Source organism: Vibrio sp. V15_P4S5T153 (assembly GCF_963874485.1).
In the GTDB taxonomy this organism is placed as follows: domain Bacteria; phylum Pseudomonadota; class Gammaproteobacteria; order Enterobacterales; family Vibrionaceae; genus Vibrio; species Vibrio anguillarum.
Genome location: NZ_CAWNHR010000017.1, coordinates 492961 through 515011 on the forward strand (window position 1 = coordinate 492961; position 22051 = coordinate 515011).

Sequence of the window (22051 nt, forward strand, 5' to 3'; positions counted from 1 at the left end):
TTTGTATAGATCATCAAAGTTTTACGTCAGATTCCCAATAGTCATCTGTTACAGTGAATTTTGTTTCTTTTACTAATTTACCATCACTGTATGCTTTAACTACGTAGCTAGTGCCTGACGATAATATTTCAAATAGAAAGAATCCATCTTCATCAACATTGGCTTTTACCGTCTTATTGCCAGATATGAATTCTACTTCATCAGCAATCACATCAACAATGTATCCGTCCACACCGACAACAGGAAGCAGCAAGAAATCAACTCGTGTAACTGTCGCGGGACGCGACTGAACATACACCTCATTCTCTTTAGGAGTCATGTTTACGTCTAGTCCAGATTCATCGATAAACACCTTTACTTCATCATCTGAGGGGATCCTTTCAAAAACATAGTGTCCATTGCTGTCTGAAACGGTTTTGTAGTTTGAAGCATAGAGAGTAATGCCCTCTACAGGCACTCTCTTGCCATCTTGCATGTAGTAAAGGATCCCTTCTATTTTGGCATTGCCAAAAGCATCTTTGCTCTTATGCTTTACGTCCTGACTTGGCTTAATGGTTGTTGATAGTGACAGAGATGCAAAAACAGCATCGTTACTAAATCCAAGTTCACCTGTTAGGTATGGCGTGAAATTCCAATCTGCTGATAAGCGATAATCGATCTGCTCATCTGAGATTTTAAGCCTGGCGTTAACAAAGTTGTTTCTGTGGTCATTGGTCATATAGCCAATTTTACCAGTATACATATACCGAAACGTGGCAGTCAGGTTCTTGTTGGTTTCACTGTAATTGTAAGCAAGATCCAAGCTGCCTTCGTCGCCAAGATTGTAGTTCAATCCAAGATTGTGATTCGTGCGGACAATATCTTCTGACTCCAAAGAAAATTCATACTTAAGTGTTGCTCTGTTGTTGAATTTGTATCGATTAATCGTATCGAATTCATATGATTCTTCTTTTAGTGTAAAAGTGTTTTCCTGATGGTATTTACTTAAACCCCAGTTCTGAGTGAGCTTTAAGTAACTATCATCAAATGAGTTTTCTTCATTAACATCCAAAAGTTCAACGTAAAATGGAGATGACTTAAAATAGTTGAAGTACCCTTTTAATAGGAGCTTGTCAGAAGAAATGTTTGCTTGAGTCATGAGCCAAGGTGATGGTTGCCAACCTGCGTGAGCAACATAATCACTGACTTGGTCAGAATTGAGTAGAGTTACACCTGCTGTTATACCATCTGAAAGCCCGAAACTATTCTTCAAAGCAAAGTTATTGCCTTCGAAATCTGCAAATAGCTCATAGTCCCATTCCCCTTTAGATAGTAATGATCCGCGCTCACCATTAACCTGTATGGTACGCTCAACATACGTGCCCTCTTTAGAAAGGATTCTTAAAGTGATGTTGTCACCGATAGAAGCCGATATCTCTTTTTCCTGAATTCGACCAGCATTGTCTGCGGGAACTGTTTTGAGGTAGAAACCGTTTCTGAAAATATCGACTTCAGAGTCCACGCCAACATACTCATCCAAATCAAAAGTATTCAAGCTCTCACTTAGCTCGATCTTGTCGATATAAATTGACGCATTGGTTGCCTGTAATGAGGTTAATGGTATGGAAGGGCTTCTGCCTTTACCATATGAGGTGTAATCAAATACCCGACCATTTGGCTTCTCATAGTTCCAATCGAACGAACTCGCGCCATCTACGACCTGTAAGCTGCCAAATAGAGAGCCTTTTTCAACATCCATGACAAACTCAGAAGAAAAGCCGTTAGAGAAACTTCCGTTGTCATATCTTACTGAATATTCCAACATCAATTCCTTCTCTAACTCACTAGGAGCAACGATTGCATCATGTTGCTCAGAAGCTTTGCGTTTTGCATCTGAATTACTCATCATTTGAGTTCTTTGTTTTTGGATTTCATCTAGACGTTCTTTTTTAAGCTTAAATAGCGGCTGTAGAAAAAGCTCGTATGATCTTAACGTCCACGTTGTGTTGTAAGGCAAGCATTTAGATATAGAATCAAATCTAAACCAGTATTGTTCACCTTCCACAAGGAATTCGGATTCATCAAATCGACAAACAGAATCACCAAATTCATCGTAAGTTTCCATAGCATCAAAAGAGACGATTCTTTGGAATTCATTATTTTCAATGATGCACATCTTAGATGATGGATTGCACTCAATGTTAGTATCTGACCAGTCTGATAGATTTGATAGTGATACAAATGGATTTTCATCATAATCCATTTTCACATGATGGAATGTGTAGAGTTGCTTCTTGAAGAGAATATCAATATATGAATCATCAAGCTCTCCAGAACAGAGAGCTTGATTGTGGTATAAAAACAATGCGCTTACTAATACTAGTCGCTTTTTCATACCCGCGACCTGACGCTATAGAACCGTACAGGTTTTAGCTTTTGCTGGTGCGTCAACTGGCGTAAAGGTGACTTTGTCACCAGAAGCAAATCCTAGTGTTCTCTTACTCTCTCGAAGAACGGTTGTGTTGCGAATTTCATCGCCCACTTTAAATTCACCATCAAGCTTATATGGGGAGTTGTTCTTAATTTCGATTGCGCCCTTGCCGCAGTTCATAGCGTAATCAGTGACAATGTCACCTTTTCTACCGTAAACAGCAATTGCTGTTTCAAACTTAATATCTAAGTTCATGTTTACGCCTTCAGTTTCTGTACCAACTGAAGCTTGAGCAGCGTTCTCTTTCATTTTTACAATGATGTGTGAACGGTAGTCGCCTGCATCTTCTTGCTTGGAAACGATTCGAACTTTTACGTCACGTCTTTGACCAGGCTTTAGGTTTAAAACTTTCGGAGCAACCCTAATGTCAGACTCAATATTTTCGATCTCAGCTACGCCATCTTTGATATGATCACCTGCACGAAGACCTTCCTCGCCAATTTCCAAGTATTGTGGATCAATTTCGAGGCGGATTTGCTCACTACCCGTGTTAGTAACAATGAATGTTTTTGTTAGTGGCTTGTCGATGTCAAATTCTAAGCGTCCTGGAGCAACTAGAAAACTAGTGCTTGCTGATGCTGCCGCAGATGACAAAAGAAGCGCGGTTGCAATTAAGCTGCGTTTTATATTTCTCATAAAAATTCTACCCTAATCTCAGGTCTTGTAGCATAAAAATTCTTTTGATTTTTACTCTTTATTTTTACTGAAGCTCCAAGTCGAATATCTGACAAAGAGCCATATCTATTTAGTATTCCATATCCATCCCTGGTTACACTGCCTCCAAAGCGATAATTGAAAAGCATAACTTTATCACTTGGGTGACTAGGATAAGGGTAAGGAAACATAAATTTATTTTTATTTGAAACCTTCAACCGAAACCGCTGATATGGTCTTCCGCATGTTATGGAAAATATGGCAGCTCCAGAATCATCAGGTTGTATCGTAAGAACTTGGTTAAAACCTCCTACGCCATCGAAATGTATACCTTTTATACTATCAATGTCAAGATTATTCCTATTGCAATATGAATTACTTGGGTAATTTGGCGGATTGCATCCATGAGCTAATGAGCTTATAGGGAATGCCAGCGTAAATAGCCCTACAGCGCAAAACTTAGCCAAGTATTTATGTCTCATATTATGACTCCATTTTTTATAACGATAAAAAAACGCTCCACACTGGGAGCGTTTTCTTCGGAGATTATCTATTACAGATAAGTTAGGCGGAATGTTGCTGTACCACGGTACTCGCCAGCGATATCGTTAGCTTGTACGTGTGCCGTACCACCTACCCTAAGGTTAGATAAGTCACCAGAGCTACTGAACTGTGCATTACCACTTGCGTCCATGCTACCACCGTATGTGAATGTATCTACTGTGATTTTCTTGGTATCATCTGAACCATCACCAGTAGTCATCGCAATGGATGATTCAACAACTTGACCTTTAACTTCCCAGTTTGCAGTACCACGAGCAGTAAATACTGCTGCATCAACAGAAGTTGGTGCGGTCACTAAATTCACGTTTTGATTCGCAAGAGTTGGTTCGAAATCCAAACCTTTAACTTCTGTCAGATCAATTGGAGCCAAAAGACTTAAAGTTGCGTCAAATGATTCATCTGCATTTGCATGGGCTGTTGCGACAAACCCTGCAAACATTGATGTTAATGCAACGGATAATGCGATTTTTTTAAAGTTCTTCATAGCGTGCTACCTTTATTATTGTTTATTTGATATTATTTATTTCTTTTTTATTATAATTGATTTTGGAAAGCATATCACAAAGTGGTTGCTTCACCCCTCATATTGTAAGAATATTCTTATTCAATGCAAGGTTTTTTATGATTAAATTTAATGCAGTACTCATTTTCAAATATAATAAATTAAATATCCTTCAGGTATTAATGCTATGACATCTACTAACAAAAAAATCAGTGAACTGAGATCTGGTGAGAGGGTTTCCCTGAAAGACTTTCATGCTATGGGTGGGCTATCTAAAGCTCGCATAAAAACATCCCCTAAACCAGATCAGAAAGAAAAACCCAAAAACAGTAAGTATCGTGCCAAGAAGGTAGAGATTGACGGGGTTACGTTTGATTCTGGACATGAGGGTGCAAGATATAGGGATTTAAAAGTTCTGGAGCGGGTTGGAGAGATTCAGAACTTAAGGCTTCAAGTCGCCTACTCTCTAGAGGTAAATGGGATTCTTATCTGTAAATATTATGCGGATTTCGTTTATACGAAGGATGGTGAGGAAGTTGTTGAGGACGTAAAAGGCTTTAGAACGAAAGAGTACAATCTAAAGAAAAAAATGATGAAAGCCATTTACGGTATTGACATTTTCGAGTATTATCACAACCAAAAGAAATTAAAATAACATTACAAATAAAAGGTTTAATAATGAAAACTATTTTATGTGCAAAGTACGGTAAAGAGCTTGAGGCTCTTCCTAAACCACCAGTTAAGGGTGAGTTAGGTGAAAAGGTTTACCAAAAATTAAGCGCTAAAGGATGGCGTTTATGGCAAATGTGCCAAACCATTATCATCAACGACCAAGGTCTAAACTTGATGGAAGATGGAGCCATTGCTCATGTGATGGAATCACTAAGCGAATTCCTTGAAAGCAATGAGATTGAGAAAGAACTATTAAATAAATTAGTTAAACAAGATGTTGAGTTGCCAGATGATCTATTAGCCATTGCGAAAGAGCGCGGTTTACTAGATGAATCGGATGATAAAAAGCTCGAACCAGAAGACATGTTCTACGAAGCATAAAATTAATTACAGCCCTATTACCATTAATAGGGCTTACTTTTTAATATATCGATAGGTTCGTTATGGAACTGAAAGCCTTATCCAATGAAGAATATTCTTTTTTTGAAAGGCATCAGTCGAGAAAGAGCAATCCTTTCGAAGCTGAAAACTATGTAAAAACCATAAAGTATAAAGGCAGAGAACTGGTGTTCATTTCTGAAATGGAACCTCATGCCGATATTGCAATCAACAGTGAAAAGAAATGGAAAGTTAAGTTTCATGCAGTTCATCCAGATTACCGATTTGTATTTCATGATAAGGGTCAACTTCACGTATTGGAGCCACAAAAAGACACGATTTATGAATTCGAATATCAGAAGAGACATGGACTCATACACAAAGAGCGAGTCAAGCACTTTAAAGGAAGAAAGTTTTGGGAGTCTCAATGGGAACCAGAAAAGACCGTTAAAGCACTTTTTGAGTTTTTGTAAGAAGTAAAGGTGTGGAATTTAAACACTTCAAAGAATGTGGCTCTATACACACTTCGTACTAATGAACCACAATAGTTATCATGCCTAATGAAAAAATGAAAAATGTTCGCTTACATGCTAACATCAATTTCCAAAACCGATTCCTCTAAGTTTTTTGAGCTTGTGTATTTATGAACGATAAGTAATTTTTCTATTAATCTCTTATCAATTAATACAAGCTCTCTATCTATTGGGTGCGGTTTCTCATCAATGTTTATATCTAAAAGACTTTTTGGAATTTGATATAAATATTCATTAAAAAAGTACGCGCTGTCTTCAAGCTCATGTCTCCATATGCTACTATGACTTTTCTTCTCACAAATCTTGATTGTTTGACCTGTTTTCATTTTTATACAATGAGAAACTAGTAACTCAGGATATTTATCTTTAAATATTTTTGTTTCCATAATTTAGTTGAATAATCTAAAAACCGCACGTTAGTCTAATTTTTTGACTTCTGTGCGGATTTCTAGGTTATGGTGATTAACCTGCTCGTTATGAGCTTATTTGTTCTTCATGATCATGCATTTTAGAATGCATACTTCATTACGAAGTAGCAAACTACAACCCAAAATGCGAGAACGATGTAAACGAGAGTGCTTTTCTTGCCTATGCTTTTCAATGCGCTGTAAGAAATTATCGCAGGGATCATTGAAATGATACTGCTTGCAATAGCAAACTGCATTTCAATGCCAGACCAATCTATATTTAACATCATAATAAGCGTTAATGGTGATGAAATAAGTGCAGTTGCAGGGAAAAGATACCCGAGCATTTTTTGATAATCGCCATTATCGTAATGAACGCTAAGAGTCTTCGCAAAAATGAAAATGAATGAGCCAATAAAAAAGTTATTAAATAAAGACACACCAAATGGAACCAATGCAACGATAGCACATAGAACAATTGAAGAAGGAATGGTTTCCCAGGAATGCACACCTACTTTGAAATCAGCATTTATAGTTACGGCTAGACCTACGACAAAAGCCCCTATCAGCATGTGATAGATACCAAAAGTAAGTTTATGAAACACTCCTTCTTGCAGTGTTTTTATTGGATGGCTGTGCATCGACTTCATGTATGACCAAAAACTTAGCTTCCTTAAGTCTTCATCAATACTGACGTTAACTTCAATCTTGCCATTGCCATTGCTATTGTGTTCTACAACTTCCTCTTTTGGTTGCTCTACGGGAGCTGGCGCATCTGAGAACAGTTTGGAATCATCTTCAGAGTAGAATTCTTTATTAGAATTGGTGCTTAAATTGGTATCAGTTTCAGTTGTTACCTTTTTCATATTTAATCCTTTTTTGTTTTTTATGCATTATACTAACATGGTGCTATAAGTGGAATCATAAAAACAACAAAATTGGTTTATAATTTTGGGTTTCTCAATTATTTATATCTTTTATTTCTATTTTTATGTTGATATAATTTTATTAACTGAATAAAAAATAAAAAAGGCATCTCGCATGAGCGACAATCAAAAATCCAAAATTGAAGAGCTGGTAGAACAAGCTGAACAGCCGATTGCTCCTAAACAAGAGCAACCAGAAGTTGCACCTATTCCTGCTCAACCTGAAGAGCAGCCTCTTACTTTTGCTGAAGCAAATGGCGCTACATTCTCTGATGATATGATCGAAGAGTTTAAAGATCTTCCTCAATTTTACAAGAGTGCTCTGTACCTAAAAGAAATTCAAAAACCTGAGAATGAAGAGCTTTACAGCAAGTTGATTGCTAAACATGTTGATAAATCTCTTGCTGACGAAGAAGATGATTTCGGTAATGACAAGTTTGTGAAATCACTTGTTAAATACAATATCATTGAAGAAGATGAAGAGTTCGCCTCAATCCGTAAAGAGGTGGATAAAAATCTTGCCAAGATCCGTGATTCCCACATCAAGAAAAACCTTGAAAGTGCTGGCTTTACTCAAGACGAAATCGCTCAATTCGATAAAGAGAGTATTGAATCTCTAAAAGTGCAAAAACTTTTCTTCAATGAAATGGTTTTTGAACATAACGGCAAAGGCATGGCTAACATTGCACAAGGTCGCCAGTTTATTGATGCCCTTAAAGTCAATAAAGACGCGATCATGGGATTCTTGGGTAACAAGAATACTCAGTATGCTATGAATGCAATGGGTCTGGCTTTAGCTGTTAGCTCTGGCGGTACTGTTCCACTTATTATGCAGGGTATCAAGTTTGCAGGCATGGCTATGCAGAATGAAACTGTAAAAGGGATTTTCAAAAACTTTACCGATAAAGTTGAAGGTGAATTTGCTAAACGCGGTATCGATATCACTCCTGCAAAAGAGATTGCTGAAAAAGCTGGTGGTTTCCTTGGCGGTCTGAAGAATAGTCGCTTTGTTAAAGCTGCAATGATTGTTGGCGTAGTTGTTGGTGTAGGCTCTGTTGCAGACCTTGTAACCGATGGTCAAGTTTCTGATTTAGTTGGGCAAGCGCTAGACGGTCCATTAGATGCGGTTGGTCTGAAAGACAGCTTTGAAAATGCTCTTGGTGGTGCAGATGGTACGCCTACAGATGGTGCTCCAACAGATGGTGCAGGCGCAAATGGTGTTGAAGTAAAAGCTGATGGAGCTGGTGACGGCGTAACAACCGAAGTAGTAACGCCACAAGTGACTGAACATGTTGTTCAGAGTGGTGACAAAGCAATGACCATTGCTAAGCAAGCCTATTTCGATGCTACGGGTTCCTACCCTACCGAACAGCAAATCGTTGCGATTGTAAATGACTTTGGTCTTAACGATCCTAACAAAATTATGCCAGGGCAAGTCATTGAGGTTCCGACGAACTTTGACAAATATGCTCTTGATTCATTGGGTAAGGTGCAAGCGGATTGGTTGATAGAGCCACAATCAGCAGCAGCTAGTGCTACAGCAGTTGCGGACATTAGCGCTGGTGGTGTCACAAGCATTCAATCATTCTACAATATAGAGATGATCAATCAGTCATATGGTTCTGGTCAGACTATTGAAGCCATTCAAAAAATGAATGAAGGGCTAGACATCACGAACCTAAGTCCTGGTGATGAAGTTATCCTTGGTGATATGGTTTATACAGTACCTGATGTTAGCGATGCTATTATCAACACCACTTTCGGTAAATATGGTGCTCCTGACTTTATCGATACCGATGCATTTGTTGATATGGTAAAAGAGGCAAATCCAGACAAAGACTTGTCTGAAGGTTTATTTGGCTTCCAAACGCTTGGAGGCAACTCAGACATTGGCTCATTGTTAGCTCAAGACGGATTGCTAGAAATCCCTCCTATTGACTACAACGCCTTGAACCCATCGGTTACAGAAACGACCATTTCAGGTGTTAATCACAATAACATCAGAATGCATGTATTGAATGCTGCTTACCCTGACGGTGTTCCAGAGCTGCTAGATACAAATGTGTTCATGGATGTTGTTAAGGATATGAACCCTGAACTTGATAGACTTCAAAACAAAGAGTATTTCTCTGCGAATGTAACATTCCCTACTATGGATCAGATTCAAGCGCACATTAATGGCGTTGATTCACCGAATGTTGAGGTTTACCAACAAACCCCTTCTGAAGCGGTTCAAATTAATAAAGGAATCTCAGCAGAAGACATCAAGAAGAAAGCCCTTGAAATGGCAAGTAAAGCCAATGACAAAGGTTATACGATATAGTAAAGTTAGGGTGGATTATCCGCCCTTTTTTAATGTGAATAAAATGAATAAAGAAATAAAAAGACTTTTAAATAGTAAGACATTTTTTATGTGCAATAAAATTCAACAAAGAATTTTAGATATCAGATTAGGAAATTTTAATTCTGGTCTTAAGCCATTAATAAATGCACTAATGATCCCGCTTTTTGACTATTCAGCGAAAGATGAGGTTTTTGTAGATAGGAAGTCAAGACTGTCGATTGAGGATGGTGATAATGGAATCAAATATTACTTGTCCGTGAACTTCAAAGGCGCTATGAATCAAAAATATCATATGACTATTGAAGTGGCATCGAAACTTGGAAGTGTTGGCTATGAGCTTTTAAAATCTAATATCCCAGACATAGTAAAGATACATCTTTTGGAAGTGTCCATAATGGTGCTGACTGTCTCGGATGATGAATGGAATGATTTCACAATCTTGGATTCAGAGTCTTCTTTTGGCTTCATGAAAAAGCTGGATTTCATTAAGACTAACCAATGTGGAAATTATGAAATACCCGAAAAGATCGTGAATGAAATTGACTTTAAAGATCTATGTATGGTAAATGAATTTATAAAAGACCTAAATAATTTTTTGGAAAAAAGAAAAAATGAACGTTAAAAAATCATGTTTAGCTCTACTGATCAGCATGAGTGCTGTTTCAACTGCATTTGCAGATAACTCAAATTACGATTTTCCTCACTTTATAACTTCAGGTGAAGGTGTTGTTCATGCAGTGCCTGACCAGGCTGAGATCACAATGACAGCCAAGTACATAGCTAAAACACCTGAACAAGCAAAAATAAAAGTAGACTTGGCGGTTAATAAGTTTATGAATGATGTGAAGGATATTGATGAAACTATCTCAATTGAAAGCGCGAACATTCGTATTAATCCAATATACAGCTATCCAGATAAAGGTGAGAGGGTTTTAGAAAGCTACGAGTCTGTTCGAAATGTTCTTTTGAAAACAGATGACTTAGAAAAGTTAAACGGAATTATATCTGTTGGAGTGAATTCAGGAATGAACGGGTTATCTTCAATGGTGCTAAAAGTTGCTGATGAAGATAAGTACCGTGATGAAGCGCGACAGTTAGCTTTTAAATCAGCACTTAACAAAGCCAAGACTATTTCAGATAACTTCGGCTTCTCAAGATATAAAGCATATCGCGTAGAATACCAAAGCAATTCACCGCAATATCAGCCTATGAACCTTAAAGCTAATTTCGCTATGAGTTCAGAAGCTAAGTCCAACTCCTATTCAAACTCAACGATTACATTCAGAGACACCGTAGAAGTTGTTTATCAAGCAGATGGAACGTCCTACCTAGATAAGAAGTACTTCTAACAAATAAGCCCCTCTCGGGGCTTACTGTAATTTTTGGTAAACTGACACCATGAAATCTTTGGGAGTAAGTCTATCTGGCTTGCTCCCCTTCATTATTCGATCATAAAAATCTATGAAACGCTCACCAGGCTTCACTGGATGAGTTTTTGCATATTTTATCGCATATGAAGAGTCGTAAATCACAGACATCTCATTCTTCATCGTAGATCTGAATTTTAATATCTCATCTACTGCTGTTGCGAAGTCTTTTTTATCAAGCACATGCTGATGATAAAGTGAAAACACATCTGAAAACACTTCCATTTTGTGTATGCGTATAGACTTCTCGACTAACGCGTTTACTGGAGACTCTAGTTTTTCCCATCTATCTTCAGGAAAGTAAGAAAGCAGAGCGTCAGAATAAGCACTTTCACTCTCATAGTATTCAGAAGGAATATCTTGGTTATCACGTATAAAATTGAAGCAATGCCCCAATTCATGTAGATATGTGAATCTATCCTTTAACTCCGCTTCAGACTTTGAAACTATGAAGCAATATCTGTATCTGCCACCTTTAAAATTTAAACTAGCAGCGGAAGCTCCATGATCAGATATCTTCTTAAACTTCCATGTTACATCTTCTGCAATAGAAATAGGTAAATCATTAATAAACTTGCTGTCCAGTTCTTTTAGGTAAGCATTGTCGTTAAGACCAACCTTGATTACAGGGATTATTTTACCACCCAATACATTGTATGCTTCCGCAACTTCTGCGCGAGCACCTCTTGGATAGGCTTCTTCGAAATTTGTCGTCTTAAAAAGCTCATTAACATGAGCCAATATGACGAATGCTAGTACTACTGCTGACAGCGAGTATATTCGAGAACCCAATATGAATCTAAACATCTTAACACCTGTCATCTCGAATAAAGTATATTTTCTCTTATACCCAAAATGACGCTTAAAGTCAATAAAAAACCCGCAAAGCGGGTTTTGTTAGTTGATGCTTTTAATTGTTTTAAATTCATCAGACTGAAGCACTGTTTCCCTAGCAAAGTTGCCTCTGTCTTCGATTTCTTTTTGGTTCATGATTGCTGACAATACAATGTAATGAGGCACACTACCCTTCAGAGATTCATAAGTGATTTTAAAAGCAGTAAGAGTGTCAATTTCTAGCGGAATGTTTCCAGCCTGCACCTCTCTGATTAATCTCATAGTGAAAGGTCTGTCAAAGTCACTCACCATATAAGCTGGTGCATCAACATTTTTCTCTTTCTGATCTAGGTAATGAACAATATCAGTTAGACCTTCACCCTTTCTCATTGCTTGCAGAGAGGCGTCAATACCCGCGTATACATTGAAGTAATACTCATATAGGGTTTCATCTGCAATTTGCTCTACATCTTGTTTCTGGTTGTAGAACTCCTTGTATTTGTAAGCAGCATCAAGCACTTCTTCTCTTGGAATAATTGGCTCGATTAGTACTTTAAAGTTTTCAAATCCAATTTTGCACTTTGAAGACTGGTAGTAAAATGGTGCTTTAGAAGATGAGTCTCTGTCATCTAGAGCAGTCATAAAACACCGATTCTTGCCTTCTGAATTTGACGCGAGAAGATAAGGTTTTGGTGGGTATGCATTAAGTGCCTCTTTAAGTTTACCTTCTACTTCAGTTAAGTCAGAGTTACCGAACGTGATTTTATCAAGAGAATGTAGCCTGCTAAGATCAGACTCGCTGAAAAAGAGAGGGACGACCGCTCCATCATAATGAACATAAAGTTCCTCTTCCAGTGTTGATGCATCTGACGGGTCTTTGTACGCGTCATGTATGGTAAGGACTTTTGTCTTATTAAACTTATTCATTGTTGCTTCAATTAAGTCAGGGTTTATAACATGTGTTACACCTAACCCAATACCGATTAAGATGATAATCGACACTAAACTTACTATTACGGCTTTCATATGGGTCAAACCTTATTCATTTTGTTTATTTAATTATCAGGTACAATAGCAAAAACAACATTAATTGAGCAATAGCTATTTGAGGAAGCATTTCTGATATGAGTTTACCTTTAAAGTCTGAAAAATCATCATTATTTGGAATGATAAGGTAAGATTCATTTTCATTATTTGGATTTACCCATACTGGCACATCAGAACCTATCTTTAACTTAACTAATCGCTCATAAACGGAAGACAAAGGAAAGTTGGTAACTGACATCGAAGATGTCTTGCCGTTTGAAGTAAAATACTCATAATCAATTCTAATGTTTTCAGTTAAAACCAATCTTTCTAGATTAGCATCGTCATTTTCCATCAAATGCGCATTCATAAGAACATCTGTGATGACAGCTCTTTTCTTAGACCAATTTATTAATTTTTTAGACTGATTTTGGTAGTCTCCAACAACATCTCTCATGTCGATGAGCTTTTCTCTAATGTCATTAACTAGAAAGACAAACAGAAGAAGCGCAAAAATCCCAATCAAAACATTCATACAAGCACCCATAAAGTAAAAATGAACACACAAAATATGATTGTGCAGTATCCATAATATCTAAAAGGAATTACATTCCTTGGGTCAGTTAAAGAGGACAGTCTTAAGTCACTTCTATTAATGTAGACCTGTCTAAACTTGCTCTCGCTTGCAATCACCTTTTCAATTTCATACTTTGAGCTTGATAGCTTGCCGTATTTGAATGCTAGTGACACATGAATGCGTTTGCCTTTAAATTTTGTCTCTACAACTATTTCGTTCTTTTCTATATCTAAGTGGATAACCTTTCCCTTTATAGCATTCCCATAACTTGACTTGATCGTATGGAGTTTATGAATCTTATAGTAATTAAAAAAGAATGCTAAAATTAAAAAGGCTACCCATAAAAGCAGCCAAATATTCATTTATTTATATTCCGTTTACCTGATAAAGCCTGGTTCTCTTTCATTTTCAGAGGTATTTTCCAGTTTTTGCTTTATTACGTCAACATTTACTTTGGATAAAGAAACAGCGTTAAACGCGCCGAACCGATTAGAAAATTTTTCAGACGCGCTATTCGACTGAGCTACTTCCTTAGTAACAAGCTCTACATTCTCATTCCACTGTAGAACTGAAGCTAGCATTCTCGGTGTTTTTCTTCCTTCCAGCAAGACAGATTTCGTTGTTTTCAAACCCAATACAGAACGATACTCCTTTAGTAATAGCTTCTCTTGATTTCGTAAGTCCATATCTTGCGGATTGTAATCTATACCCTTCGATACTGATCTGGCTTTCTTCCAAATTTCATTGGCTTTATTAAGTCTATCTAAACTACCACTACCAATAATCTCATCAACCTTATCCAAGTTGAATTTTTTAAGCCCCCTTTTGATCATGTAGTCGATAGCGTAACTTCTTGAATGGAACGAGCCTGAAAAGTTCTTCTTAATAATTTTTTCTGGGTTGCCAATGCTTGTATCATAAGTATGATGCTTCCCTTCAGAGTTTTTCAGAAGAGTGTAGCTTATAGCATTCTCAATGGCTTTATCTGTCCCTTTACTAGCCCAATGGTCACATTCCGAATTACCTATTAAATGGTTAACAAGCTCTCGATGATGCTCTGCTTCAACATCAATGTAGATCTTTTTCCCTCTATATTCATCTAAAACATGAGAACGTACCCATTGAGCTTTTAATGATTCAATCATTTGGTTGGATTGTAATGTCTCTCTGATTTTTGACAAAACATTAATATGCTCATCAATAAGCTCTCTTGAAATTCCAAATTCAGTTAAACCTGTTCTTTCATACTGTTCTTCGCCAGTTGCATCAAGTATTTCATCCATTGAATTTAAGTAATACATGGAATCTTGAGAATCAGTAATAATTAAAATTCTTGAGGGTACTTCAACAGCAGCGACAGCGTTCAAGATAGCGTGTAATTCGGCTTCAATGTTGTCAGCATTATCTCGGTAGCCAAATCTCATGCCCTGCTCACCACCAGCTCGTTCTGCCATCCATGCCCAACCACAAAACCCCTTTTGGTCAGAACTAAGAACATTGCCTTTAGCAGAACCATCAGTATAAATGGTTATATTTTCTGTAGCATATGGAATCGATTTCCTGTGAACTTCAATTGTATGATTAATTCCTTTTTGTGAGTCCCTGTAATTCTGCATTACTTCAGATGCAGGAACTTTATGTTCTTTTTTCATTATGCTTTTTTCTCTTTGTTGTTTGTTTTATACTTCGATTATATCATAACTATAAGAAATAAATAATATGAACTATCAACTAGAATATGTACTATCTCAGGAAGGCGATCTGATAATCGGACTACCTTCTGAACTCGCAAAAAACAAACCTATTTCAGCATTTTATCATGATGGATCAGTCTGTCTTGTTATTGGTGAGAGTGGAATTCTTTTAGATTTTCTTCCTGCTCCATATTTATCAATATTAAAAAGTAAAGGTTACTTTTTTATCAGCTCTCTCATCGATGACCAGCAACTCATGTTTGAGTCTGTTAAGATCAAAGAGCGATACGAAGTTTAATTATTTAACACAAGAATTAAAGAAAAAATATTGCCTTATGTCAACCCCCCTGCAATAATTAACTATTATTATCAGAGGGATGGATACCATGAGCTTTTCTGAGTTATCGATTAGATTCAAGAAGTGTTTCACTGACATTCTTTTTCTTTCAGATCTTGTCGTCAAGTCGGTTGATGAAGAATCTGTGATATTGCCTGAATTTGAAAACCACAATTCTGGTATCGGGTTTTTGACTTCTGCTCTCAATGATTATTGGCACTCAGGTGAAGGAGATGCTCGTTTCACATCATGTCATGTTGGAATCGTTTTAGCCAATCGCCAAACTATTCAGTTCTTAAACCTTTTGAATAAAAAGAAGGTTGAATTCCACCAGCTATATAACTCGCTTAATGAAATATCCAAGCTTGAGATGGACAATTTTCTTGTTACTCTTTGTAAATCAGGTGCAATTCATGCCAGGCTTTCAAGGCTGGGTTTGAACCGCATCCACATAAAGCAAGTATATCGTCATATTTACAGTGTTGATGGTAATGTGAAGAGTGTCGCCTATTCACATTACAAGCGAGGTAAATCCATCGTTAAGTATGACAAAGAGAAAGCAGAAGCTGATCTTATAGCTTTAAACAAATCTAAGCCACCACATATCAAGATTCAGCTAGAGAAGCTATACCAACACCCGTCTTCAATCCCACTTGTTCAAGTGAGAACTAACGCCCCAACAATAAAGGCGAACATTTTTTTTGACGATGTTACAGCCCCACTTACCATTAAAACTAAAATGCCCATATTTGTGCGTTCGACAGGTGATTTTAAGGTTTCATTCGCTCCATCCATGAAAAACAGAAACGTTTCTACGCGATCCGACTCAACCATTGAACCTGAACCGTTCCTACCTAGTATTTCTGTCTATAGAAAAATAAAGCCATAGCTATTAAGGTCTACTGCGCTTCCCAGTAGACCGTAAAATTCCCCTTTTTTCACAGCACCTTAAATTTTTCAAAAAAATCGTTGCACTTGTCGCTTTCTTGCGTATACAATCCGCTCAAAGAATTATTTTGTATCACAGATAAAAACTCAACACGCTTAAAAATAAAGGCTTTTGCTGTTGACAGAATGTTTTTTATACGTAATATAAAATGAAATTTTAGAATAAATCTAAATCAATCAATAAAAGCGAAGGAATTAACGAATGTTAACGAATCTTGATAAGTTAGAAGCTGAAACCAAAAGCGTTATAGAAACTGCTCGTAATGCTGAAAACACAGCAAAAGTTGTTGAGCAAATTATCGAGGGCGCTGATCAAGTAGCAATTGACTCTATGATTGATGTTGAAAACGCATCTCTGAGCCAAGTGTCAAAGTTTGGCGATTCAATGAACGCAGACATTGTAAACCTGATCCACGGTCTTGATAATCAAACCAATGAGGTTGGCGCTCAACTTTCTAGTCTTCAAGAAGAAAAACTATCTGAAAAGATTGTTGGTGTTTTCTTTAAGAAAAAAGCGCGTGAAATGCGAGCTGAACGTATCAAAACAAATGATATTTCGGACAACCTCAACGAGCTGATCAACCAATCAAACCGAATTAAGCACATCCTAGAAGGTCAACGCGATATTCTACGTGAAAAACGTGAAATTGGCTTAGCCACCCTTGAAAATGCGCAGAAAACTTTCGTTGAAGTGGTTGCTAAGCGTGAAGAAGCAGAGAAGAATATTCGAGACGTTCTTGCCCCTGCCCTTACTGAGCTTGAACTTCAAATGCGTGAAGCTGCTGATCAAACTACTCGCGCCGAATTTGAAGCAAAAGTTTCTAAAGCTAAGATTGAACTGAATGATGCAAATAATGAAATTCAGAAACTTACTTCAAAAGGTCAGTCACTTGAAAAGTACATCTCAATGCATAAAACTGCGATTGACTCTTTAAGCAACCAGCTAAACAACCAGATTGTTCTAATTGAAAAACTGACCACTGATACTGAGCACCGTACAGTAATTTACGATCAATTCGAGCACTCACTAAAAACTGCTGACCAGCAAATGATTGCTCACGCAATCAATGATATTGGTGCAGCAGTGGATAACAAAACTCAAGAAGGCATGGCTGCTATTGGTGCTGCGACTAACCGCCGCATGGCTGAGACTCTTGAATCTCATAAAGGTCACATGGCTAACAGTACTGAGATTTTGCGTAAGAAACAAGCTGCTGACAAAGAGTTCTATGAGCGCTTTGGTAAAGTTCTTGATGACCACAAAGCTGCAAATTACAACTAATTGTAAAGTTTCTACTTTTCCAAATGCCTGTTAAATCAGGCATTTGTTTTCAAAGGTTTATCAAATGTCTGATTTAATTAATAAAGGGACTCAAGTTGAATGTAATGAACGTACACGCCATTACTTCAATGTCCTAAACCACGTATTACCAAAAGTAGAAAACTTATTCAGAAGCAGCTCAAAACTTCCTGATGGATTAGGTGTAGATCATTACATTAATCTTTTCTATCGTTCGGTTAACGCTCTATCTCTTAAGTACTACTTTAACGGCGATGAACGCGATGAAAGCGTTGAAAGACTTACAATCCAGACAGACGGTAGCGGCTTCCCGACCAGGAAAGAATTCATTTTTCTAGATTCCATCAAAAAGAATATTGAAAAAGAACAAGCAAACTACCCTTCTGCTGAGCAATTAAAAGAGAAAATTCTTTCACATGTCATGACTAAGAAAGAAGCTCCTTATGCTTTGCAAAAGAACCTGTCATACAGATTGTACTTGGATTGGGTTGAGTCTAATGATGTCTTCTTGCCTTACAACGAACCTTCTTGGGGTTTAATTGAAAGCAACGAAAAGACAGGGCGACCAACCATTCTTATGACTTGGGCTAATTTCGACCATGATAGAGGCATCCCAACCATCTACATCATGAAGGCTGAAGTAAGCCGAAGAGATTTCGAAGTTGAAGATTTCGTTGATCAGCATACTGATCGCCTAAAGCAAGTTATTAAGGACAACACAATCTCAGCTTACAAACTTCTACAGATTGCTAAAACCATTGATGGCGAATTTGACGACCTTCATCCTGTTGAATTGAAGCGTGTCTCTCTGGGTCCAATTTACTGTAGTGGTATCACAGAGCATAATGACATTATTGAAAATGTGCTTAAAAAAGTAGCTGACACTGATGATAACTGGTTATTCCAATGGAAAGTTGAAACCTTATTATCAAAAGGTTCGGAAATTAAAAGTCGAGGAATTTTATCTTCAAAACAAGAAGTTCAAATTTACGACATTCCAAGACATGATGCTGTTTGCGTAGATAACGGTATTTCAAATTATGCTGTTTGTATGATTATCCCTTACCGCGCATACCAAGCTCTTGCAGATTCTGACCAAAAAGCTTTATTAAGTGAAAGAAAGTTTGTGGTTGGCGATGATGGTGAATTAATTAGGTTGTAAACACCTGATATTTAATGTAGATTACCGTATTAATAACCAATATAAAAAGTCTTGGTTATTAAAATAATTAATCAATAAATGAATTAACGAGTAAAAGATGACAGAATCAAATAAAAACCTAATCAAGATAGATGAGAAGGATATCGAGAAACACTACACTACCGCGATGAATCTGATTAATCGATTCAACTACTCTAACAAAGATAGTGCGAGTGATTCGAGTGCCTCTTCTTTTTCAATGACATCATCACTTTCAAACAACACTCTTGTTGAACTAAACAAGTCAATCTTGAATGTGACTCCAAATGATGCCCTTGCGTCTGAATCTCAGCACAAAGTAATTCATGCATTACGCCGCGCACTGTCTGTATCAACGGCTATCAATGAACAATACACAAACTTCTCAGGTCTTTCAGATCTAGAAGAAAAGATTAAGCGCAATCAATACTTAACTGATGAAGAGAAGACGCGCCGTTCTGAGATGAGCAAAACTCTCACGATTATCGGTACTCATGTAATTGCATCTTACATTGTTCATGCTCTAGGTGCTCACACTACAACTTCAAATATTGAAGCGCAAACTTACACCATTGATGTAAGCTCAAATCTTAACGCTCTATACTCAATGCTTAATGGCTTGAACGAAAACGTTAAGAACCAGGCTAAGTCGGATGAAGTCCTAATCAACGTTGTTGTTGATTACTTTGAAAAAGTAATTTCAAACAATCAGCGTCACGTTGAAGGCTTAAAACACTTATCTGCCTATGAGAGCAACACTTTCTTTATTGAAAAAGATAAGTTTGAAGTTCACGGTTTTGATAAAATCTCCAAGAACGCAACTAAAAAAATTCAAATGAAACGTGTTGAGCCGCATGAGGTTGTTGGTAACGCTATTGCAAAGCAACACTGCTTGAAAATCGTTAAGAAACTTCTTTGTTACGACTTTGAGCGTGAAATGAACCCGTTTGTTGAGATTGGTGGTTTCCCATTCACTATTCTTGGTGACGGTAAGCCTGGTACTGGTAAGACAACATTGATCCAGATGACCTCAACTTTACTATCTGATTACTGTGAGCGACTAGGTCTACCGTACTACTACGAAAACTTCAGTACTGACAATATCAGTGAGTATCAGGGTAAATCTGCTCAGAATGCTAAAGCATTCATCAACAGTGTTATGAATCCCTACTGTCTAGGCTTTGGTACGATTGATGATATCGACCAGATTGCAGGTAAGCGTGGTGATAGTAAATCTTCTGCTGGTCAGCAAGAAGTGACAGCAGTTCTTATGGAGTCTTTTGCTGGCGCTAAAACAATTGTTCGTGGTAACTGCATCTTTGGCATGTTTACTAACCATGCTGAAAATATGGATCCAGCACTTCGCCAACGTGCAATTACACGCTTCTTGATTGACGGCCCTAAGACCAAAGAGGATTTTGCTGACCTGTTTTACATTCTATCGAAGAACAAAACAGAGATCCCATATGGCGATAATGAGCCACTAAGCACTCAAGAAATTCAAACAGCAGTTCAAGAAAGCTATGAGCAGCACAATAAACCTCAAGAGCCACAACTCCTTGAAGTTTACGAAGCTACCGTCAAGCAGCTTGGTCATGAATTTGAAAGCTTTGAAGATGTAGCGATTTACTGTGATAACGTACTTTCAGTATACCCAGACTTCTCTGGTCGATCAGTAGCTAACATTTCATCATCTGCGCTTGGTCGTGCTTCAGATGCAGACCTTCCTGATGAATGGTTCGAAGAACGCTCAGTGTTTATCGACAAGTCTTACGAAGAAAAGCTGGAAATGATCAAGTCATACGTGAAGAAACTTGAAATTTCACTAATTCTTCAAGAATTTAATGCTTACATGGACTCTGAATTCCGCTCTAAGAACAAGAGCGATAATGAAGAAGTTAATGAAAGAGTTCGTCAAGCCCGTCTGAATGAAAAAGCCACCTTGCTTCTTCAAAAAGAACGAGAAGCAGAGAACAATCAGTAAGTCTTATTAGCGGGTGCCAGTCACCCGCTTTAGTAATGAGAATATTTTATGAATTACACTAAGCAACTTGAAAGCATGATTAACAGTCAGTTACTGTTAGTTAATAAACCCCATATGGTAGAGCGCTACAATAACGCTCTAGCAGCGCTTACAGGCAAGCGCTCTACTCTAACCGAGTTCCACATCGATATTTGCGGCTACAGCCCTGAGATTGCTGCTGAGATGGAAGATAGCAGCTTTTTGAACCCTAATGGTGTAAACCGCCAGTTCATCATCATTGATGTTCGTCAGGCTAACTTGCGTTCTATTAGCTTATCTTTCTCATCTACCCCATTCGTTATCAAAAAGTTTATTAACGACAATAAAAATGAAATCATGGCGTTAACTGCTTTGGATAGTGTGTTTGGTGAAATCGAAAATAATGTTATTCGCGTTGAGTGTTTAAGTGACATCTTAAATATCCACGAACTATCAATTGTTTGTGATACACCGAAAAAAATTATAAAAACCAACCAAGAAATCGCGGGTAAAGTATCAGAACTGAGAAACTCTGATAGTATTGAATTTCTTTCGGAAAATAAGCTTGAAGACCTTGCTTCGTTGTGTCGTAAGACACCAAGTATTTCTTACGATTGCTATATCCCTAAAAAGAATCAGTATAAGAAGACTTCAGTATTTACAAATCACTACGGTGGATTTTATCGAATCTATCTGACGAATGGTGATAAATACGTCATCTTTATGGATGAGAAGAAGTTTCCTCACGACCAAGTGCCTAAAGGCATTAAGTGCATCAACTTCCAAGAAATTGACAAGGTTATTGAAATTCTTCTAAAAAGTAGAATTCTTGTTGATAGAAATGGTTCTGAATTGCAAGAAGTGAAAGAGCATCTTAGTAAAATCCGTGATCGTATCGTCATTGACCACCTTGCTAGTAGCCAGGGCGTTAACCATGAAAGCGTTGATTCATATCTAATCAACCAAATGGTTAGGGATAATCCTGATGACTTACCTGTTGAGTTTCATGAGATCAGTCGAATCATTTCGAAGCTTACAAGATCAGAGCGAATCAAAGTAACTAGTAAGTACATTCTGTATACTCACAAAGTTAATGGTACTTTGCTTGAGGGTGAGGAAGGTAGCTACCTAATCAACCACTTAATGTCTAATTACATGAATTACTCTTACAATAAGTTGTTTCAATATAACTTGGATGCATTCAAAGAAAGATTTGCGAAATGGCCTGATGCAAAGAAAGCATATGTGCTTTCCTGCTTAAAAGTTTAATCGGCGC

The 22051-nt window shown here is 37.5% G+C and carries 22 protein-coding genes; 12 read left to right on the forward strand and 10 right to left on the reverse strand.

Features of this window, described 5'->3' with window-relative positions:
* Positions 1-13: 13 nt before the first annotated feature.
* The 4 genes from AACT42_RS12990 to AACT42_RS13005 all read right to left on the reverse strand — a co-directional run bounded on the left by AACT42_RS12990 (position 14) and on the right by AACT42_RS13005 (position 4172).
* The gene (locus tag AACT42_RS12990; protein ID WP_094134105.1) at positions 14-2374 is read right to left on the reverse strand and encodes a hypothetical protein; all 2361 of its coding nucleotides are present in this window, start codon (positions 2372-2374) and stop codon (positions 14-16) included.
* Between the two features lie 15 nt (positions 2375-2389).
* The gene (locus tag AACT42_RS12995) at positions 2390-3106 is read right to left on the reverse strand and encodes a hypothetical protein (RefSeq protein WP_094134104.1); all 717 of its coding nucleotides are present in this window, start codon (positions 3104-3106) and stop codon (positions 2390-2392) included.
* Entirely contained in the window at positions 3103-3606 is a 504-nt protein-coding gene (locus AACT42_RS13000; RefSeq protein ID WP_045592833.1) for a hypothetical protein, read from the reverse strand. The genes AACT42_RS12995 and AACT42_RS13000 overlap by 4 nt, the downstream gene beginning before the upstream one ends.
* Before the next feature lie 71 nt (positions 3607-3677).
* Positions 3678-4172, reverse strand: a complete 495-nt coding sequence (locus tag AACT42_RS13005) for a DUF4402 domain-containing protein (RefSeq protein WP_094134103.1) — start codon at positions 4170-4172, stop codon at positions 3678-3680.
* A 205-nt stretch (positions 4173-4377) separates the two neighbouring features.
* On the opposite strand from AACT42_RS13005, the gene AACT42_RS13010 reads away from it, so the two are divergent.
* The 3 genes from AACT42_RS13010 (at position 4378) to AACT42_RS13020 (ending at position 5713) form a co-directional block, all read left to right on the forward strand.
* Positions 4378-4845 (forward strand): DUF1064 domain-containing protein, encoded by a 468-nt coding sequence (locus AACT42_RS13010; protein WP_217899654.1) that lies wholly within the window; start codon positions 4378-4380, stop codon positions 4843-4845.
* A gap of 23 nt (positions 4846-4868) precedes the next feature.
* Positions 4869-5243 carry an oxidative damage protection protein gene (locus AACT42_RS13015; protein WP_094134102.1) on the forward strand — a complete coding sequence of 125 codons (375 nt, stop codon included), beginning with the start codon at positions 4869-4871 and terminating at the stop codon, positions 5241-5243.
* 62 nt (positions 5244-5305) lie between these two features.
* Positions 5306-5713, forward strand: coding sequence for a hypothetical protein (locus AACT42_RS13020; RefSeq protein ID WP_094134101.1), 408 nt, complete (start codon positions 5306-5308; stop codon positions 5711-5713).
* A 110-nt stretch (positions 5714-5823) separates the two neighbouring features.
* On the opposite strand, the gene AACT42_RS13025 is transcribed toward AACT42_RS13020, so the two are convergent.
* Both AACT42_RS13025 and AACT42_RS13030 read right to left on the reverse strand, forming a co-directional pair.
* The gene (locus AACT42_RS13025; RefSeq protein ID WP_094134100.1) at positions 5824-6159 is read right to left on the reverse strand and encodes a hypothetical protein; all 336 of its coding nucleotides are present in this window, start codon (positions 6157-6159) and stop codon (positions 5824-5826) included.
* A gap of 122 nt (positions 6160-6281) precedes the next feature.
* On the reverse strand, positions 6282-7046 hold the full coding sequence (locus tag AACT42_RS13030) for a hypothetical protein (RefSeq protein ID WP_094134099.1): 765 nt from the start codon (positions 7044-7046) through the stop codon (positions 6282-6284).
* A 175-nt stretch (positions 7047-7221) separates the two neighbouring features.
* On the opposite strand from AACT42_RS13030, the gene AACT42_RS13035 reads away from it, so the two are divergent.
* From AACT42_RS13035 to AACT42_RS13045, 3 genes are read left to right on the forward strand one after another with little or no spacing between them, the layout of a single operon-like run.
* Entirely contained in the window at positions 7222-9429 is a 2208-nt protein-coding gene (locus AACT42_RS13035) for a LysM peptidoglycan-binding domain-containing protein (protein ID WP_094182849.1), read from the forward strand.
* Positions 9430-9472: 43 nt separating this feature from the next.
* Entirely contained in the window at positions 9473-10072 is a 600-nt protein-coding gene (locus AACT42_RS13040; protein ID WP_141193145.1) for a hypothetical protein, read from the forward strand.
* A complete protein-coding gene (locus AACT42_RS13045) occupies positions 10062-10799 on the forward strand; it encodes an SIMPL domain-containing protein (RefSeq protein ID WP_094131746.1) in 738 nt (245 codons plus the stop codon). Before AACT42_RS13040 ends, AACT42_RS13045 begins: the two co-directional genes overlap by 11 nt.
* A gap of 21 nt (positions 10800-10820) precedes the next feature.
* Here AACT42_RS13045 and AACT42_RS13050 read toward each other — a convergent pair whose 3' ends face one another.
* The 4 genes from AACT42_RS13050 to AACT42_RS13065 form a co-directional block, all read right to left on the reverse strand.
* Complete coding sequence (locus tag AACT42_RS13050; protein WP_141194976.1) at positions 10821-11684, reverse strand: hypothetical protein; 864 nt, start codon at positions 11682-11684, stop codon at positions 10821-10823.
* 90 nt (positions 11685-11774) lie between these two features.
* Positions 11775-12737 carry a hypothetical protein gene (locus AACT42_RS13055; protein WP_094131748.1) on the reverse strand — a complete coding sequence of 321 codons (963 nt, stop codon included), beginning with the start codon at positions 12735-12737 and terminating at the stop codon, positions 11775-11777.
* 25 nt (positions 12738-12762) lie between these two features.
* Positions 12763-13272: a DUF3592 domain-containing protein gene (locus tag AACT42_RS13060; RefSeq protein ID WP_094131749.1), complete on the reverse strand. Its 510-nt coding sequence runs from the start codon at positions 13270-13272 to the stop codon at positions 12763-12765.
* Positions 13273-13691: 419 nt separating this feature from the next.
* Positions 13692-14966 (reverse strand): RNase H family protein, encoded by a 1275-nt coding sequence (locus tag AACT42_RS13065; RefSeq protein WP_094182852.1) that lies wholly within the window; start codon positions 14964-14966, stop codon positions 13692-13694.
* Positions 14967-15033: 67 nt separating this feature from the next.
* Between AACT42_RS13065 and AACT42_RS13070 the strand changes: the two genes are divergently transcribed.
* The 6 genes from AACT42_RS13070 to AACT42_RS13095 all read left to right on the forward strand — a co-directional run bounded on the left by AACT42_RS13070 (position 15034) and on the right by AACT42_RS13095 (position 22044).
* Entirely contained in the window at positions 15034-15306 is a 273-nt protein-coding gene (locus AACT42_RS13070) for a hypothetical protein (RefSeq protein WP_038129974.1), read from the forward strand.
* Between the two features lie 88 nt (positions 15307-15394).
* A complete protein-coding gene (locus AACT42_RS13075) occupies positions 15395-16234 on the forward strand; it encodes a hypothetical protein (RefSeq protein WP_094182853.1) in 840 nt (279 codons plus the stop codon).
* 261 nt (positions 16235-16495) lie between these two features.
* Positions 16496-17575, forward strand: coding sequence for a hypothetical protein (locus AACT42_RS13080; protein WP_094131987.1), 1080 nt, complete (start codon positions 16496-16498; stop codon positions 17573-17575).
* Positions 17576-17639: 64 nt separating this feature from the next.
* Positions 17640-18755, forward strand: a complete 1116-nt coding sequence (locus AACT42_RS13085; RefSeq protein ID WP_094131986.1) for a hypothetical protein — start codon at positions 17640-17642, stop codon at positions 18753-18755.
* A 97-nt stretch (positions 18756-18852) separates the two neighbouring features.
* Positions 18853-20757 carry an ATP-binding protein gene (locus AACT42_RS13090; RefSeq protein ID WP_094131985.1) on the forward strand — a complete coding sequence of 635 codons (1905 nt, stop codon included), beginning with the start codon at positions 18853-18855 and terminating at the stop codon, positions 20755-20757.
* Positions 20758-20805: 48 nt separating this feature from the next.
* Entirely contained in the window at positions 20806-22044 is a 1239-nt protein-coding gene (locus tag AACT42_RS13095) for a DUF6638 family protein (protein ID WP_094131984.1), read from the forward strand.
* Positions 22045-22051: the final 7 nt, after the last annotated feature.

Bases quoted from the DNA above. Each gene is read 5' to 3' on its own strand.
- AACT42_RS12990 (WP_094134105.1), bottom strand. From the start codon at position 2,374: ATGAAAAAGCGACTAGTATTAGTAAGCGCATTGTTTTTATACCACAAT.
- AACT42_RS12995 (WP_094134104.1), bottom strand. From the start codon at position 3,106: ATGAGAAATATAAAACGCAGCTTAATTGCAACCGCGCTTCTTTTGTCA.
- AACT42_RS13000 (WP_045592833.1), bottom strand. From the start codon at position 3,606: ATGAGACATAAATACTTGGCTAAGTTTTGCGCTGTAGGGCTATTTACG.
- AACT42_RS13005 (WP_094134103.1), bottom strand. From the start codon at position 4,172: ATGAAGAACTTTAAAAAAATCGCATTATCCGTTGCATTAACATCAATG.
- AACT42_RS13010 (WP_217899654.1), top strand. From the start codon at position 4,378: ATGACATCTACTAACAAAAAAATCAGTGAACTGAGATCTGGTGAGAGG.
- AACT42_RS13015 (WP_094134102.1), top strand. From the start codon at position 4,869: ATGAAAACTATTTTATGTGCAAAGTACGGTAAAGAGCTTGAGGCTCTT.
- AACT42_RS13020 (WP_094134101.1), top strand. From the start codon at position 5,306: ATGGAACTGAAAGCCTTATCCAATGAAGAATATTCTTTTTTTGAAAGG.
- AACT42_RS13025 (WP_094134100.1), bottom strand. From the start codon at position 6,159: ATGGAAACAAAAATATTTAAAGATAAATATCCTGAGTTACTAGTTTCT.
- AACT42_RS13030 (WP_094134099.1), bottom strand. From the start codon at position 7,046: ATGAAAAAGGTAACAACTGAAACTGATACCAATTTAAGCACCAATTCT.
- AACT42_RS13035 (WP_094182849.1), top strand. From the start codon at position 7,222: ATGAGCGACAATCAAAAATCCAAAATTGAAGAGCTGGTAGAACAAGCT.
- AACT42_RS13040 (WP_141193145.1), top strand. From the start codon at position 9,473: ATGAATAAAGAAATAAAAAGACTTTTAAATAGTAAGACATTTTTTATG.
- AACT42_RS13045 (WP_094131746.1), top strand. From the start codon at position 10,062: ATGAACGTTAAAAAATCATGTTTAGCTCTACTGATCAGCATGAGTGCT.
- AACT42_RS13050 (WP_141194976.1), bottom strand. From the start codon at position 11,684: ATGTTTAGATTCATATTGGGTTCTCGAATATACTCGCTGTCAGCAGTA.
- AACT42_RS13055 (WP_094131748.1), bottom strand. From the start codon at position 12,737: ATGAAAGCCGTAATAGTAAGTTTAGTGTCGATTATCATCTTAATCGGT.
- AACT42_RS13060 (WP_094131749.1), bottom strand. From the start codon at position 13,272: ATGAATGTTTTGATTGGGATTTTTGCGCTTCTTCTGTTTGTCTTTCTA.
- AACT42_RS13065 (WP_094182852.1), bottom strand. From the start codon at position 14,966: ATGAAAAAAGAACATAAAGTTCCTGCATCTGAAGTAATGCAGAATTAC.
- AACT42_RS13070 (WP_038129974.1), top strand. From the start codon at position 15,034: ATGAACTATCAACTAGAATATGTACTATCTCAGGAAGGCGATCTGATA.
- AACT42_RS13075 (WP_094182853.1), top strand. From the start codon at position 15,395: ATGAGCTTTTCTGAGTTATCGATTAGATTCAAGAAGTGTTTCACTGAC.
- AACT42_RS13080 (WP_094131987.1), top strand. From the start codon at position 16,496: ATGTTAACGAATCTTGATAAGTTAGAAGCTGAAACCAAAAGCGTTATA.
- AACT42_RS13085 (WP_094131986.1), top strand. From the start codon at position 17,640: ATGTCTGATTTAATTAATAAAGGGACTCAAGTTGAATGTAATGAACGT.
- AACT42_RS13090 (WP_094131985.1), top strand. From the start codon at position 18,853: ATGACAGAATCAAATAAAAACCTAATCAAGATAGATGAGAAGGATATC.
- AACT42_RS13095 (WP_094131984.1), top strand. From the start codon at position 20,806: ATGAATTACACTAAGCAACTTGAAAGCATGATTAACAGTCAGTTACTG.